Here is a 15,025-nt window from a genome sequence, read left to right as displayed (position 1 = left end):
TGGTCGGGCAATTTCGTGAATTTTTGAAGGACTGAGGTTTAGAAGTCCCAATCCTCATCGTCGGTCGCCTCGGCGTTGCCGATGACGTAGGAGGAGCCGGAGCCGGAGAAGAAGTCGTGGTTTTCGTCGGCCGAGGGGGAGAGCGCGGCGATGATCTCGGGGCTCACTTTGGTTTCGGCGGCGGAGAACTTGGCCTCATAGCCGAGGTTCATCAAGGTCTTGTTGGCGTTGTAGCGCACGAACGCCTGCACGTCGTCTATGAAGTCGAAGCCTTCATAGACCTGGTCGGAATACTTGACCTCAAGATCATAAAGCTGGTTCAGCAGGTCGTCGGTGTACTTCTTGAGCATTTCCTGGTCGGCGGCGGTGCGGTGCTCGAGGTGGCGCTGGTACTTGTAGCCGGAATAGTAACCGTGGATGGCCTTGTCACGCAGGATGAGGCGAATCATGTCCGCAGTGTTCATCAGCTTCGCGCGGCTGGAGAAGTAGAGCGGCAGGTAGAAGCCCGCGTAGAGCAGCAGCGAGGAAAGCATCACGGCGGCGACCTTGCGTTTCAGCGGGTCCTCAGACTGATACTGCTCCATGACGATGCGCACGCGCTCCTGCACCAGGTCGTTGCCCACGGCCCAGCGGTAGGCCTCGTCGATCTGCTCGGAGGAGCACAGGGTGGAAAAGATGGAGGAATAGGAACGGGCGTGCACCGACTGCATGAAGGCGATGTTGGTGTAGATGGCCTGCTCGTGCTCAGTCAGCGCGTCGGGGATCTGCACGAGCTCGCCCACGGTGGCCTGCTCGGTGTCGAGTGTGGTCAGGCCGGCGAAGACGCGGACCGTGGTGGTGCGTTCGTGCTCGGTCAGGCTGCGCCAGGAGGGGATGTCGTTGGACAGCGGCACCTTTTCAGGCAGCCAGAAGTTGGCGATGAGGCGGTTCCAGACCTCGAGGTCCTTGTCGTCCTGGATGTTGTTCCAGTTGACGGGGCGGATACGCATGGAGTTCGGGTCCGCGCCCTTCGCGAAGGCCGTCGACCACTGCGGGGGTGTCAGCGAATCGGCCATCATCTTGTCATCAGCGAGTTTGACCTCGTTTGTCATGGGTGTTCCTTCTTTTGTGGCGTTCTGATTGTTAAAGTTTCGCAGGTACTCGCCTTACACTTGGGCCAGCTGCTCGCGAATACGTTTAGGAGGGTTCATTCTCCCGTATTCCGTTGACATAGAGCGGCCGGTTGCCGACGTCGACAACACTATATCTAGTGGTCAGGCAATGTGATGCCTCTATATATAGTAATCGGTAGGTTGTGGCTTCGCTTTACGGCACGCGGGGCGAAGTTGTGATGTAGCTAACACGGAATGCGATGTGGCGATCGTACAAGGAACCGGACGGCGAGTACTCTGCACTTGGGCGAAACGATGTGAATGCCGCCGAGACATATATCACTATGCGAACTGATGGTGCGTCATACGGATGGGATGAAGTACCTTGATTTGCAGAGCAGAGAATCGAAAGTGCACAGTAAGGCTGGCGCTATTAAATACGATTTGACATGTTTCGTTGACAATAATCAAAAATGAGGGTGAGTAATGGCGAGTATCAAGGAACGTATTTTCCGAAAAGAGGACCCCAGCGTCTATGAGCAGAAGGACGCCCATCTGAAGCGGACCCTGCGGGTGCGAGACTTTTTGGCCCTTGGCTTGGGGACCGTTTTATCCACGGCTATTTTCACACTGCCTGGAACGGTGGCAGCCCAGCATGCGGGCCCGGCGGTGGTGCTTTCCTTCATAGCCGCCGGTGTAGTCGCTGGTTTGGTGGCGTTCGCCTATGCGGAAATGGCTTCGGCGATGCCGTTCGCCGGTTCTGCGTATTCCTGGATCAACGTCATTTTCGGCGAGTTCTTTGGCTGGATTGCCGGTTGGGCGCTCTTGGCGGAGTATTTCATCGCCGTGGCCTTTGTCGGTTCGGGCTTGTCGGCCAATTTCCGCGGTCTGATCGAACCTTTGGGTTTGACATTGCCGAAGATGTTGGCCAACCCCTTCGGCACCGATGGGGGAATTATCGATCTGGTTTCCGTGGTCGCGATTCTCGCCGTGGCTCTCTTGATTTCCCGAGGAGCCAACCAAACCAGCCGTGTCGAAAACGTTCTGGTGGTTTTGAAGGTAATCGTCATTCTGCTGTTCATCGTGGTAGGATGCACGGCTATCAAGCCGCAAAACTACGTACCGTTTATTCCCAAGTACCATCCCAACCCTGATGGGTCGGCCTTCGGCGGCTGGCAGGGAATCTATGCCGGCGTCTCGATGATCTTCCTGGCATATATCGGCTTCGATTCCATCGCCGCCAATTCCGCCGAAGCCAAGGACCCTGCCAAGACGATGCCGAAGGGGATCATGGGTTCCCTGCTAATCGGCGTCGTGTTGTTCGCGGCCGTCTCGCTGGTTCTGGTCGGTATGTTCCACTATCCGCTCTATGCCAACAACGCCGAACCGGTGGGCTGGGCCTTGCGCAAGAGCGGCCATGTGATCATTGCCACGATCGTGCAGGCAGTGGCCTGCCTGGGTATGTTCGCAGCGTTAATCGGCATGATGATGGCCGGTTCCCGCCTGCTCTATTCCTTCGGGCGCGATGGTCTGCTCCCGCGTTGGCTGGGCAAGATCAACGAGAATCATCTGCCGAACAACGCTTTGCTTGCACTCACGGTCTTCGCCGTGATCATCGGCTCCATCTTCCCGTTCGCGTTCTTAAGCCAGCTGATTTCGGCCGGCACCCTGATTGCCTTCATGTTCGTCTCGCTGGGCATCTACGGTCTGCGCAAGCGCGAAGGTAAGGATATCGCCGAACCTGGCTTCAAGATGCCGTTCTATCCGGTGATGCCCGCCCTGGCTTTCCTCGGTTCTTTGATTGTATTCATCGGGCTGAGCAACGACGCGAAGATTTATGCCTTGGGCTGGTTCATCTTCGGTCTGATTCTGTATTTCTGCTACGGAATGAGACATTCCGCTTTGAACAACAAGAAGTAAAAAGGAGGAGAGAAGTTGGATAACAATCAACAGTTACTGGCTCAGGAAAATGAGGTCCTGTCTCCTGCGGTGCGTATCCAATATTTCGATATCGTCATCCAAAAGGCCAAGGGCGCGCTGCTGAGAGATGCCGACGGCCGTGAATACATTGATCTGCTGGCCAGCGCGTCGGCGACCAATACCGGTCATTGCCACCCCCACGTCGTGGAAGCGATCCAGAAGCAGGCCGCCAATCTGATCCAATACACGCCGGCCTATTTCGCCAGTGGCCCTGAGATCGAACTGGCGCAGCGCCTTGCCAAGCTGGCTCCGATGAGCGGGCCGGTCAAGGTCGCTTGGGGCAATTCCGGCTCGGACGCCAATGACGCGATCATCAAGTATTCGCGTGCCTATACCGGCCGTCAGTACATCGTCAGCTTCACGGGTGCCTACCATGGCTCCACTTACGGTTCGATGTCCATCTCGTCGGTCAGCCTCAATATGAGCCGCAAGATGGCCCCGATGCTGCCGGGAGTAGTGAAGGTGCCGTATCCCGACATTCATGAGCGTCTGCCGCACGAAAGCGAAGACGAGTTCGTCGAGCGCATGATTGCTGCCTTCAAGCTGCCTTTCGAGACCTATCTGCCGGCCGAGGAAGTGGCTGCGATCGTCGTTGAGCCGATTCAGGGCGACGGCGGCATCGTCAAGGCGCCGCAAAAGTATATGGACTTTCTCTGGCAATTCGCCCACGAGCACGGCATTGTGATCGCGATCGACGAGGTCAACCAGGGTATGGGCCGCACCGGCCAATGGTGGTCCATTCAGAACTTCGGCCTCGAGCCCGACCTGATGACCGTCGGCAAGTCCATCGCCTCCGGTCTGCCGTTGAGCGCCATCATTGGCCGCGCCGAAATCATGGACGCCTTGGGTTCTCCGGCCGTCACCTATACCACGGCGGGCAATCCGGTCACCACGGCGGCGGCGAACGCCACGTTGGATGTCATGGAGCAGGAGCACTTGGTCGAGCGCTCGGCGAAGCTGGGCCCCCAAGTCAAGGCCTACTTCGAGAAGAAACGCGAACAGTACGATTTCATCGGCGACATCCGTTTCTACGGTCTCGACGGCGGCATCGACATCATCGACCCCGAAACCGGGAAGGGCGATGAAGAAGCCACCACCAAGCTGATCTATCGCATGTACCAATTGGGTGTCATCATCATCAGCCTTCGTGGCTACATCCTGCGCTTCCAGCCGCCGCTGGTTATCACCGAAGACCAGCTGCAGCAGGCCTTCAAGGCCTTTGACCAAGCGTTGGCCGAGCTGGCTGCGGGCAAGTTGAGCCTGCCCGAGGATGCCGGCAAGATTGGCTGGTAAACAGGCTGCTGAGTCTCTTTAGACGGGCCGTTGACCTTGAGTGGTTGGCGGCCCGCCTTTTTGGCTGTTGATTTGCACCATCAGTTGCAGACAGGCCGCTGAGGGATGCTGAGTGGCCTGAATGTGGCAGAAATGGCTTGGGCTGAGCCATAATAATCGAGCCACTGAGAGATGCTAAAGGGCCGGAATACGGCGGGAAAATATTAATCCGCCGTATTCGGGCCCCTTGGGTTGAGTCAGTGGCTCATTTATGTAGTAAACCCGCTTAAGACCGACTTACTCCAAGCCGATGCTCTTGATGTCGTGGACGGTGAGCTTGTCGATGGCGAGGACGCCGGATTCGGAGGAAAGCTTGACCGCACGCTTGCCCTCGGACGGGTAGCTATAGGAGCTGAGCACATGCAGGCCGTCGTTGACATAGACCTCGACGGAGCCGCGATCGACGTAGACTTGCAGCTTGAGCTGGTCGGCGTCCAGTTCGGCGTCGGTGAGCTTGGCGGCACGATAGCCGCGATCGCCGCGGGCTGCGGCCTGGCGGTCGACGACCACGGTGCCGGCCTGCGCGTCATAGGCGACGTAGGTGTGGGAGCCATCGGGGGTGGCATGGACCTTGAGGCCCGCGCGCTCGGCGGTGGTGTCTTTCAGGTTGATGTTCAGCTCGATTTCCACGGCTTCGGCATCCTCGTCAACGAGCGCCTCTTCGTTGGCCTCGATTGGGCGGGCGACGTGGTCGAAGGTGTTGATGCGCAACTTCTCGATTTCCGGAACCGGCACGGTGTGCAGGTCACCGTCATCGCCGAGGAAGCATTCGCGGGGCAGGGTCATCTGGCCGCACCAGCCGTCGGACTGCATCGGGGCGCTTTCGCTGAACGGGCTCATCCAGCCGTACATGATGCGTCGGCCGTTGGTTTCGAAGGACTGGGGGGCATAGTAATTCGCTCCGCAATCGAGCAGACGGAATTCGGTTTCAGGCTTGAACGCCTCGCCCGGCTTCCAGGTACCGATCATGTAGCCGGCGTTATTTTCGTTGCGGTTCATGTAGCCGCGTGCCTTGGAGCCCATGGCTGAGAAGACGATGACCCACTTGGTGTTGCCGTCTTTGTCTTTCAGCGGGAAGAAGTCGGGGCACTCGAGCATGAAGACGTCCGGATCCGGATCGTCGTAAAGCACGTTCTGGAATTCCCAATGAATCATGTCGGTGGAGGTGTAGTCCCAGATCTGGCCACGGTGGTCGGCGGTGGAGACGCCGTGGACCAGGTGCCAGACGCCGTCCTGCTTCCAGACCTTCGGATCGCGGAAGTGGGAATCGACCTTCTCGCGCGGGCAGTCGATGACCATGCCGAGCTTGTTGAGCTTGGTGGCATCGTCGTCCTCGGCCTCGGCAAGCATCTGGACCTGCCACTGGCCGTCCGTGTCGTCCTTGCCGTTGTTCCAGCGGTGGCCGGTGTAATAGAACTTGAGCTTGCCTTCATCGTCGACTACGGCCGAGCCGGAGAAAACGCCGTCCTTTTCCTGTTCAAGGCTGGGGGCCATGGCGATGGGCTCGCGGCGCCAGGAAACCATGTCGGCGCTGGAGACGTGGCCCCAGTGCATCGGGCCCCACTGCGTGCCGTAGGGATGAAGCTGGTAGTAGACGTGCCAGCGGCCCTTGTAGTAGCACAGGCCGTTAGGATCGTTGATCCAGCCGCCGTTCGAGGCGATATGGTACTTCGGGTACCAGCGGTCGTCGCGTTCGAGGGCGAGCGTTTCGACACCGGCTTCGGCCTTGGCGAGTTCCTTGGCGTGATCGCGTATCGGGGTGTAAACGGGAGATTCAGTAGTCATCTTTGATGCCTTTCTCGTAACTATCATATGATGATTGTTTTTTATTCGCCACAAGGCCCCCACGCCTGAATTGATGGGTGCGGAGGCCTTGTGACGCTATGGAATTTTGCGGAAAGCACCGTGCACAACCAAATGCGTACGGCGCCGGATTAGCGAATCAGGCCGGGAGTTGGTCGCTGGCGGCCTCGGCCTGGATGGCCTCGCCTTCCGCCTCGGCCTTCTTGCGGTCCTTGATGCGTATGAACGGGTCGCCGCCCACCTGTTGGTTATCCCTCTTAATCACGAAGAATCCGTAAATCAGAGCGAGCAAGACGATGCCGGAGATGGTGAAGAAGGTCTTCTGCGGGCCGAGCGCGTCACGCAGTGCACCAAGCGGGTGCGACATGATGACCTGACCGACCTGGGAGGCGATCTGGAAGCCGACCATATACAGCGTCGCCGATAGCTTCGTATCGTAATGCAATGTGAAGTAACGGAAGGCGGGAAGGCTGAAGAGCGGGGTTTCGATGGCGTGGAACATCTTGACGATCGAGATCATCACCGGGTCGTGGAAGACGCCGCACAGGCCGATACGCAGGAACATGGTCAACGCGCCGAGCAGCAGCGAGTTGCGAACGCCGATGTGGTCCATGATTACCGGGACGACGCCCATCATGATTGATTCGCAGAACACCTCGGCAGCGTTGAGGACGGAGTACCATTCCGCGCCTTGGGACGGTGTGGCGAAGAGGCTCTTATAGTAGCTCGGGAACATCTGCTGGTCGAAGACCGTGTAGAAGGTGTTGGTGAAGAGCATGAAGATGATCAGTGCCCACAGCGAGCCCATGCCAAGCACGGAAATCATTTCCTTGGCGGTCGGGTTGGTGCGCGGTGCGTTCGGATCGGCTTCTTTCTTGAGCTCTTCCTTCTGCTCGGCCGGGCGCCAGAACAGGTAGATGCACAGCATGCAGATGCCGAAGAGCGAACCGAGCCAGAAGTTGTACATCATGCTCTTGTTGAAGAGGAAGCCAGCGATAAGGGCCACGACGGCGTAGCCGAAGGAGCCCCAGGCGCGCGACTGACCGTATTCGAAGCCGAAGTGACGGCTGTAACGTTCGGTGATGGCCTCGATCAGCGAGCAACCGGCCATGAAGCCTGCGGAGAGGACGAACGAGCCGAGCAGTACGCCGATGAACTTGGTGGTGCCGCCTGCCGAAAGCAGAGGCTTGTAGATGAATTGCGCGAACGGGCCGACGCATGCGGCGATGCAGGAGACGACGATTACCAAGCGGCGCTTGATGCCAAGGTTGTCTTGGATGATGCCGTAGAAGAACATGATGAACAATGTCACCAATGAGTTGATGGAGTAGATGGTGCCCTGCTCAGCAGCTGTCATACCCATGCCCTTGGGAGCCGGGCTGGTCAGCCAGATTGAGTAGAAGGACCACCAGATGCCCCACGAGCAGAAGAACATGAAGATACCGGTCGAGCTCTGTAGATACGAGGGGTTCCGGTAAGTCTTTGCTCCTTTGATTGCCATTTCGTCACCTTTCTTTTCGGCACCGCTGCCGCGCGATGCCCTTCTTACTTCTGTTCTTGCCGATTTTTGCGGCATTGCCCTAAGCAAGAAACTTACGACAAAATATAGGACGAGAATCGATTCACGTCAAACTGTAAATCGTTTCCGGCGTTTTCAGATGAATAAAAATTATCCGTATAGATTGTTGTTAAATACTTGTCTAATTATTGTGTTGCCATCTGGGGTGGCTGGGTCGCCGCGTGGGTGCCGCGTCGTGGTTTATCGTGTGTTCGGCTGGTGTGTTCGATTGAACCGGTATTTCGCGGTATCCAGTGACTGCTTTCGGCCATGAACGGTTGCGATTGCAAAACCAATCGGCAGGGTTCGGTGAAAGAGCCATTCCGCCTCGGCGTTTGCGTGCTGTGGCACGGCGATTGCTTATAGCCACTGGTTGCTTGTGGCTCAGCGCTTGCCGGCGGCAGTTCCTCGGTTGGCCACGGACCCGCGCTCGATCAGGGTGCAACGGATGCGTACCGGGCTCGCCGCGTCGAGCGGCGGGATCTGCGCGACGGTTTTCCTGTTGCGGCCGGAATCCAAATCGTGGCCCTCGATCATCGAAATCAGCCTGCGTGCACCCCAATAGCCCATTTCGTAATGCGGCAATGCGATGGTGGTCGGCTGCGGCTCGAACGTTTCCTTGATGATGCGGTTGTTGTCGATACCGACCACGGAGATATCGCGGCCGACTTCAAGGCCACGTTGTGCGGCGCATTGATAGACGTACCAAGTGCGGGCGTCGTTGAAGCAGAAGAAGGCGTCCGGCCGCTTGCGCTCGAAGAGATCGGAGACGGCCTTGAGCGCACCGCCGTTCTTGTCCACGTCGACAATGAGTTCCGGGTCTATGGGACGGTCCGCGTCTTTCAGCGCCTTTTCGTAACCTTTCAAACGCAACGATTCTGCCAGCAAACCTTCGCTGCAACCGATGTAGGCGATGCGTTCGGCGCCGGATTGGATGAGATATGCAGTGGCGTCGTAGCCCATGGCGACCTCATCGGGGACGATATACGGGATTTTTTTATCAGACGACGTGGCGTCGATGAGGACGGTGTGCTCGTGTGAGAGGGATTTGGGAACGTTCGAAACCCTGTCGTACATCTTGGCGTAGAGATACCCGTCCACGCCGTATCGTTTGAGTGCTGCGATTTCGCTCGCTTCGTTGCCGTTGCCGTCGGTATTGACCAAAAGCATCATGTAACCCAGCTCGCTGGCAGCGTCCTGAGCGCCCAGAATCATCTCTCCGGCGTAAGGGGTGGTGGCGATTTCCTCGCTGATGAAGCCAATGGTACGCGTGCGGCTGGTGCGCAGCGAGCGGGCGAGGGGGTTGGGGCGGTAGCCCATGGATTTGGCGGTTTTACGGATGTGTTCGGCAAGGTCTTTCTTGACGTGCCCATCTTCGCGATGGTTCAGTGCCATTGAAACGGCGGTCACCGACGCCCCGGACTTCTTGGCTACCTCTTTGATCGTGGTCATGGTTTGTATAATAACGTTCACCCGTGATGCGGCAGGGCTGAGGTGTTGCTGAATATCATTGACGAAACTTGGCGTTGGCTGCTAGTCTCGTCCGTGTTCGTTAGGGGAATATCAAAAGTTATAGAATGATGGTAATTAATTGGTGGGAATGAAAGACGCAAAACAAGTGCAAAAAACTAAGAAATCGCTGAGGGGCGTTTTGAGCGCTTTGCTGGCGGCGTTGTTCACCTTGGCGCTTGCCGTTAGCGTTACTCCCGATCAGGCGCTCGCGGATACCACTGCAGGGGATGGGCAACTGGCTACAACTGTGCTCGAAACGTTGCCGGTCAAGGGACGCGCACCGAAGACCGGATACAAACGCACGCAATTCGGGCGTGCCTGGGTCGACGTGGACCGCAACGGCTGCGACACCCGCAACGACATTTTGGGGCGTGACCTCAAAGATAAGAAATTCAAGGCCGGAACCAATGATTGCAAGGTGATGTCGGGTACGCTTGATGACCCCTACACTGGCAAAACCATTCATTTCAAACAGGGCAAGAAGACTTCGTCCAAAGTGCAGATCGACCACGTCGTTGCGCTTTCCAACGCCTGGCAGACCGGCGCGCAGAAGCTTGGTGCCGAGCAGCGCGAACAGATGGCGAACGATCCGTACAACCTGCTGGCCGTTGACGGAAGGGCGAACCAGCAGAAAAGCGACGGCGATGCCGCCACTTGGCTGCCGAAGAGCAAATCGTATCGCTGCTCGTACGTTTCCCGTCAGATCGGCGTGAAATCCAAGTACGATCTGTGGGTCACCAAGGCAGAAAAGGCCGCGATGCAGCGTGTGCTTGTTTCCTGCCCGACACAGGCGGTGCCGGTTGATGACGGTCCGTTTAAATAAAAACATAAGGACGTAAAAGGTTTTAAAGTAAAATTACGTAAATAGTGCATTTATGTATAGGTATTATATTGCCGATCCTTTGTGTGAGATTGTATACATCTCTTAAAAATATTGATATTGCAACGTTTTCAGCGTTTGCTAAACGAGTATCATAACTGTATAATTTCTTACGTTAATTCAGCCCCAGTGTTGGGACAGAAACGATAAGATAGCGATGTTTGAGCATTCCATTTCAATGCTTTGCAAGTAATTGATTGTTTATGCCTACGCCATCTCACCGATATGAAAGGACAGCTATGAAAGCCGTTGTATTTAAAGCATTCCAGACATTCCCGTCGCTGGAGGAGGTCGACAAGCCTACTCCGGGGCCTGGTGAGGTGCTGCTGAAGGTGGCCGGTGCCGGCTGCTGTCATTCCGATGTTTCCGTATTCCGCGATTACACGCCCGAGAGCGGTACCCATTCGAAGCCTCCGTTCATCCTCGGTCACGAGACCTCTGGCTGGGTTGAGGAGGTCGGCACCGGCGTCACCGGTTTCAAGAAGGGCGATGCCTATCTGGTTTACGGCCCCACCGGCTGCGGCCACTGCAAGCGCTGCGTCGCCGGCGAAGAGAACTACTGCGAGAACATGGCCACCAACAAGTCGCTGGCCATCGGCCTCGGACGTGACGGCGGTATGGCCGAGTACATGACCGTTCCGGCTCGTAACCTCGTGCCGCTGGGCGACGCCGATCCGATCGCCGCGGCCCCGCTCGCCGATGCCGCGCTGACCCCGTACCACGCCATCAAGGCTGCTCTGCCGCATCTGCAGGGCGGCGGCAAGTATGCACTCGTCATCGGCCTCGGTGGCCTGGGCCAGATTGCCATCCAGATCTTGAAGGCCATCACCGGCGCTACCATCATCGCAACCGATATGAAGCCGGAAGCCATGGCCAAGGCCGAGGCAAATGGTGCCATCACGGTCAAGGGCGATGAGAATGAGGTTGCCAATATCCGCAAGATCACCGGTGGCCATGGTGTTGACGCCGCCTTCGATTTCGTGGGCATCGCGCCGACCATCGCTGCTGCGCAGGCTGCTTCCGCCATCGATTCACGCGTGACCATCGTCGGCATCGCCGGCGGCAAGGCCTCCTACGACTGGTACAGCAATCCGTGGCAGCAGGAGCTTACCAGCGTCTACTGGGGCTCCATGCCTGAGCTGCACGAGGTCGCTGCGCTCTATCGCCAAGGCCTGATCACCCCTGAGGTGGAGACCTATTCAATGGACAATGCGCTCGACGCCTACCACAAGCTGGTCGACGGCAAGCTCTCCAAGCGCGCCGTAGTAGTCCCCCACATGGGTGAGTGAGCGGTAGCTTTATCGTCGCTAAGTGGGTGACGAGGTGTTTCTAACGAGCGCCTTGCCACTCGCTTTTTGTGAACGTAATTAGGCTTTTATGATTCGATCAGTAACGGTGCTGTTTCGATTCAATACGCCTTCGATGAGCAATGTTGATAGTGCGGGCCGGGTTCGATATATTGGGCTATAGCGTTATTGATAGTTTTTCTTGATTGCGGGGAGCGGATATGGTTTGGTCTTGGATGCATCTGGTTGTTGGAGTGGTGTTGATTGTCGCGGTGGCCGTGGGGTTGCTAGGGCCGGAGAGAATGACGAAATTCTGGGCGATGATTGCTCGCGTCTGCTATATCCTCATTATTTTGAGCGGTATCTTCCTGATCGTGCATGCTTGGCCGCATATCACGGTGCTGCTGGTGGTGAAGATCATTCTCGCAATTGCGCTCATCGCGCTCGCGGAAATCGGCTTCGCGAAGAAAAGCAAGGATACGGCTTCGGCTGTGGCCATCTGGCTGCCGATTGTGCTGGTCATCGTGGTCATGGCGGTCGGCCTTGTGGTCTCCCACGGCTTCCCGCTTGTCATGCTGTAATAAGGCAGGATTCCTGAAAGAAACAGCCGAATAAATTTCTTGAAGGCGAAACGTCACTGGTTGGCGCTTCGCTTTTTCGTTTCTATTGCATATGTTTAACATGAAGTTTTGCGACGGATTTGGTGAAAATCCATTCAAAAATCATCATAATGGCATGTTTTCCTGTATAAGCTGACTGAGAGATCGCTATGGAGCGGTTGCCAGTTGCCGGAGGAACGGGAGAAGAGACATGCGTGTTTGGCGTTGGTTGCATATTATTTCGGCGGTGGTGGCGATGGCCGCGATGATTATCGGCGTGCTTGGGCCGCAGAACATGGTCGAAGTTTGGGCCGGCGTGGCGCGCGTCTGCTATATCGTTTTGATTGTGAGTGCAATCCCGACGATACCTCACGCCTGGCGCGCGAACTGGCCGATGGCCATCGTCAAAATCGTTGCGGCGATCGGGCTTATCGGTATGTGCGAGGTCGCGTTCGTCCACCGTCTCCGCGGTGCCGCGCCGCTGCAGACGCTTTGGATGCCGCTGCTTTCCGGCGTCGCGGTTTTTGTGCTTGGTCTTTGGCTCGCGCGCGGCAAGCATCGTGGGAAGACGCCGGCGACCAAGTAACAGCCTTATTCGATGATTCTTGATCTTCGCAATGCCGCTTTTGTTGCGACACGCAAAACCCGATACGCAAATCGAGAAGTAACTGTATAATGAAGTTTTGTTGCCCCTCTGGCTCAATGGTTAGAGCAGCGTCCTTTTAAGTCGTGGGTTGTGGGTTCGAGTCCCACGGGGGGCACTAGTTAGGCACCGTCGTTTGGCGGTGCCTTTTTCGTTTCTGCTTCGCAACTGCAACAGAAGTTTAGGTAAAACAGAAGCCAGCTGTAGTTTAGTTAAATCCGATAATGTGTTCGGCTACGTAGTAGCCCATGCGGATGAGCCAGCGACCGATCGAGCCCGGCAGATTGATGGCCCGAGAAGGCAGCTGCCGGCGTACGTCGCGGGCGATGCTCGGCGAAACGGCGCGTTGGTTTTCCCAGAGTTCGCGTTTGATCTGGTAATTCGCAGGGTTGCGCGAAAGAATCAGGAAGACGCTCGCCACCACAGACTCGATGGAAAGGAAATGGATCATATAGCGGTAAAGGCCGTCGGGAACGGTGCCGCGTTCCGGCGTTGCGGCCACCATCGCGCGGTTGACGCGCACCAGCTGGGCCACGCGGCGAATCATCACGTCGGTCTGCACGCTTTGCCCATCGCGGCCGATGAAGTAGTGGTAAAACGGCGTGCTGATGTACATCAGCGATTTGACCCACGGGAACGGCTGGTAGGCGTAGATGAAATCGACATAGAACGTGTGCTCGGGCAGCTGGGTTTGCGCCGCTCTCAGGACTTCGGTACGGAAAATAAGCGCGTGCATGATCATGTATTGCGCAATGCCGAAGTGCTTGAGGTCGTCCCAATTCAGGCGTCGGTCCGCTTCCATCACATTGTCGAATTTCACGACGTGCTTGTGCTTCTTGCCGACCTTGTCGTAGACGTAATCGGTGACGAACATGTCGATCGGATCGCTGGCGTCGCGCTGCCGGCGCATCACGTCCATAAGTTCTTTGAGTGATTGCGCACCCACCCAATCGTCGGCATCGACGACTTTCAGATACATGCCCTCCGCGTTCGCCATGCCTGTGTTGACCGCGCCGCCGTGGCCTTTGTTTTTCTGGTGGATGACGTGAATGATATCCGGCTTTGCCGCCGCGAGGCGATCTGCAAGTTCCGGGGTGCCGTCGGACGAACCGTCGTCGACGATCAGCACCTCGATGTCATCGCAGTCCTGATTGGCTGTCAGCGATGAAACGCAACGTTCAAGGTAGGTGTCCATATTGAACGCAGGTACTACGAAAGTCAGCGTTTTCGAGCTAGTTTGCGGCATGTTTCCTCGTTTTGGGTATTCGCGGCGTTGGTGCTACGGACAAAAGCCAATTTAGCATGCAAACCCGAGAATGGCAGATGGTTGTGCGTGATTTGCGACACTCTGACGATTACGGCGCATGAAAATATCGTTAGTTGAAAATAAATATTGCCGTTTATTTTTTCATATTTTCAGGGTCATCGGAACTTTCGGCGTCTTCATTGTCGGCATTTGCCTGTGTAGAGGTGCCGGTTCGATCGCCGGCGTCTGCCTGTGTCTCGTTGCTGTCGCCCCTCTGGTCGAGGTCGTTTTCGAACTGCAGTTTTGGCTTGGCCTCGAGGCGCGAAAGTCCGTGCCAAGCGAGGTTGACGATATGTGCGGCGAGCTGCTCCTTGCTGATTTTCTTTTGGTTTGCGGCCCAATACTGGCCGGTGAAGACGGTCATGCCGACGAGCATCTGCGCGTAATACGGCACGCCTTTGGCCGGCAGCTTGTGCTGCTTGAACGCCTTGGTGAGGATTTCCTCAACCCGCAGGCTCACGTCGCCGAGCAACGAACTGAACGAACCCGCCGGATCGGTGGTAGGGGAGTCGCGCACGAGCACGTTGAAGCCCTCCGAATTCTCCTCTATATAAGTGAGCAGCGCCAGGGCTGTGCGCTCCACGATCTGGCGCGGATGGGTGTCGCCTGCGGAAAGCGCGTCGATCAACGTGCTGGTCAGCTTCTGCATCTCGCGGTCGACGATGACGGCGTAAAGGCCTTCCTTGCCTCCGAAATGCTCGTAAACAATGGGCTTCGAGACTTTTGCGGCTGCGGCGATTTCCTCAACGCTCACCGCCTCGTAACCTTTGGCGGCGAAAAGCCCGCGGCCGACGGTAATAAGCTGTTCGCGGCGTTGGTATGAGGTCATTCTGGAAGCATTCGACATAGTTATATTGTAAAGTGCCCGGTTCACAACGTTGCCGATTCCTTGATTCTGAGGATAAATGAGTGTATTCGAAAAGCTTCTATCGGATTGGGGGTTCAAAATCGCCAATGTCCCGCTTTGAATAGCGCTGAGACCGATACCGATGAATTTTGAGCTTCCGTGCTGTGAAAAACGGGAATATGGATTTT

Annotated in this window: 11 protein-coding genes, 1 tRNA gene and 1 pseudogene; 7 read left to right on the top strand and 6 right to left on the bottom strand. The window is 56.6% G+C overall.

What is annotated here, in order from left to right:
* Nucleotides 1-38: 38 nt before the first annotated feature.
* Nucleotides 39-1,091, bottom strand: coding sequence for a class 1b ribonucleoside-diphosphate reductase subunit beta (gene nrdF / locus PT279_RS04140; protein ID WP_277165729.1), 1,053 nt, complete (start codon nucleotides 1,089-1,091; stop codon nucleotides 39-41).
* Between the two features lie 486 nt (nucleotides 1,092-1,577).
* Here nrdF and PT279_RS04135 point away from each other — a divergent pair, with 486 nt between their 5' ends.
* Together PT279_RS04135 and PT279_RS04130 are read left to right on the top strand one after the other, a co-directional pair.
* Complete coding sequence (locus PT279_RS04135) at nucleotides 1,578-3,011, top strand: amino acid permease (protein ID WP_277165727.1); 1,434 nt, start codon at nucleotides 1,578-1,580, stop codon at nucleotides 3,009-3,011.
* Between the two features lie 15 nt (nucleotides 3,012-3,026).
* Nucleotides 3,027-4,364, top strand: a complete 1,338-nt coding sequence (locus tag PT279_RS04130) for an aspartate aminotransferase family protein (protein WP_277165725.1) — start codon at nucleotides 3,027-3,029, stop codon at nucleotides 4,362-4,364.
* Nucleotides 4,365-4,640: 276 nt separating this feature from the next.
* Here PT279_RS04130 and PT279_RS04125 read toward each other — a convergent pair whose 3' ends face one another.
* From PT279_RS04125 to PT279_RS04115, 3 genes are all read right to left on the bottom strand, one after another.
* Nucleotides 4,641-6,188 carry a sucrose-6-phosphate hydrolase gene (locus tag PT279_RS04125; protein ID WP_277165723.1) on the bottom strand — a complete coding sequence of 516 codons (1,548 nt, stop codon included), beginning with the start codon at nucleotides 6,186-6,188 and terminating at the stop codon, nucleotides 4,641-4,643.
* Between the two features lie 157 nt (nucleotides 6,189-6,345).
* On the bottom strand, nucleotides 6,346-7,707 hold the full coding sequence (locus PT279_RS04120) for an MFS transporter (RefSeq protein ID WP_277165721.1): 1,362 nt from the start codon (nucleotides 7,705-7,707) through the stop codon (nucleotides 6,346-6,348).
* Between the two features lie 441 nt (nucleotides 7,708-8,148).
* Nucleotides 8,149-9,216 carry a LacI family DNA-binding transcriptional regulator gene (locus PT279_RS04115; protein ID WP_277165719.1) on the bottom strand — a complete coding sequence of 356 codons (1,068 nt, stop codon included), beginning with the start codon at nucleotides 9,214-9,216 and terminating at the stop codon, nucleotides 8,149-8,151.
* Between the two features lie 229 nt (nucleotides 9,217-9,445).
* Between PT279_RS04115 and PT279_RS04110 the strand changes: the two are divergent.
* The 5 genes and pseudogenes from PT279_RS04110 to PT279_RS04090 all read left to right on the top strand — a co-directional run.
* Nucleotides 9,446-10,087, top strand: a pseudogene (locus PT279_RS04110) (HNH endonuclease family protein); the annotation flags it as partial.
* Between the two features lie 308 nt (nucleotides 10,088-10,395).
* Complete coding sequence (locus tag PT279_RS04105; RefSeq protein WP_277165717.1) at nucleotides 10,396-11,445, top strand: NAD(P)-dependent alcohol dehydrogenase; 1,050 nt, start codon at nucleotides 10,396-10,398, stop codon at nucleotides 11,443-11,445.
* A gap of 218 nt (nucleotides 11,446-11,663) precedes the next feature.
* A complete protein-coding gene (locus PT279_RS04100; protein WP_277165715.1) occupies nucleotides 11,664-12,023 on the top strand; it encodes a DUF1516 family protein in 360 nt (119 codons plus the stop codon).
* Nucleotides 12,024-12,252: 229 nt separating this feature from the next.
* The gene (locus tag PT279_RS04095; RefSeq protein WP_277165713.1) at nucleotides 12,253-12,627 is read left to right on the top strand and encodes a DUF1516 family protein; all 375 of its coding nucleotides are present in this window, start codon (nucleotides 12,253-12,255) and stop codon (nucleotides 12,625-12,627) included.
* Nucleotides 12,628-12,729: 102 nt separating this feature from the next.
* A tRNA-Lys gene (locus PT279_RS04090) sits at nucleotides 12,730-12,802 on the top strand.
* Nucleotides 12,803-12,892: 90 nt separating this feature from the next.
* Here PT279_RS04090 and PT279_RS04085 read toward each other — a convergent pair.
* A complete protein-coding gene (locus PT279_RS04085) occupies nucleotides 12,893-13,930 on the bottom strand; it encodes a glycosyltransferase family 2 protein (protein ID WP_277165711.1) in 1,038 nt (345 codons plus the stop codon).
* Between the two features lie 154 nt (nucleotides 13,931-14,084).
* Nucleotides 14,085-14,837, bottom strand: coding sequence for a TetR/AcrR family transcriptional regulator (locus PT279_RS04080; RefSeq protein WP_277165952.1), 753 nt, complete (start codon nucleotides 14,835-14,837; stop codon nucleotides 14,085-14,087).
* Between the last annotated feature and the right edge of the window lie 188 nt (nucleotides 14,838-15,025).

It is taken from the genome of Bifidobacterium sp. ESL0784, assembly GCF_029433295.1.
In the GTDB taxonomy this organism is placed as follows: Bacteria; Actinomycetota; Actinomycetes; order Actinomycetales; family Bifidobacteriaceae; genus Bifidobacterium.
The sequence above is the reverse complement of the archived record's forward strand: the minus strand, read 5'-3'. Positions and strand labels throughout refer to the sequence as shown.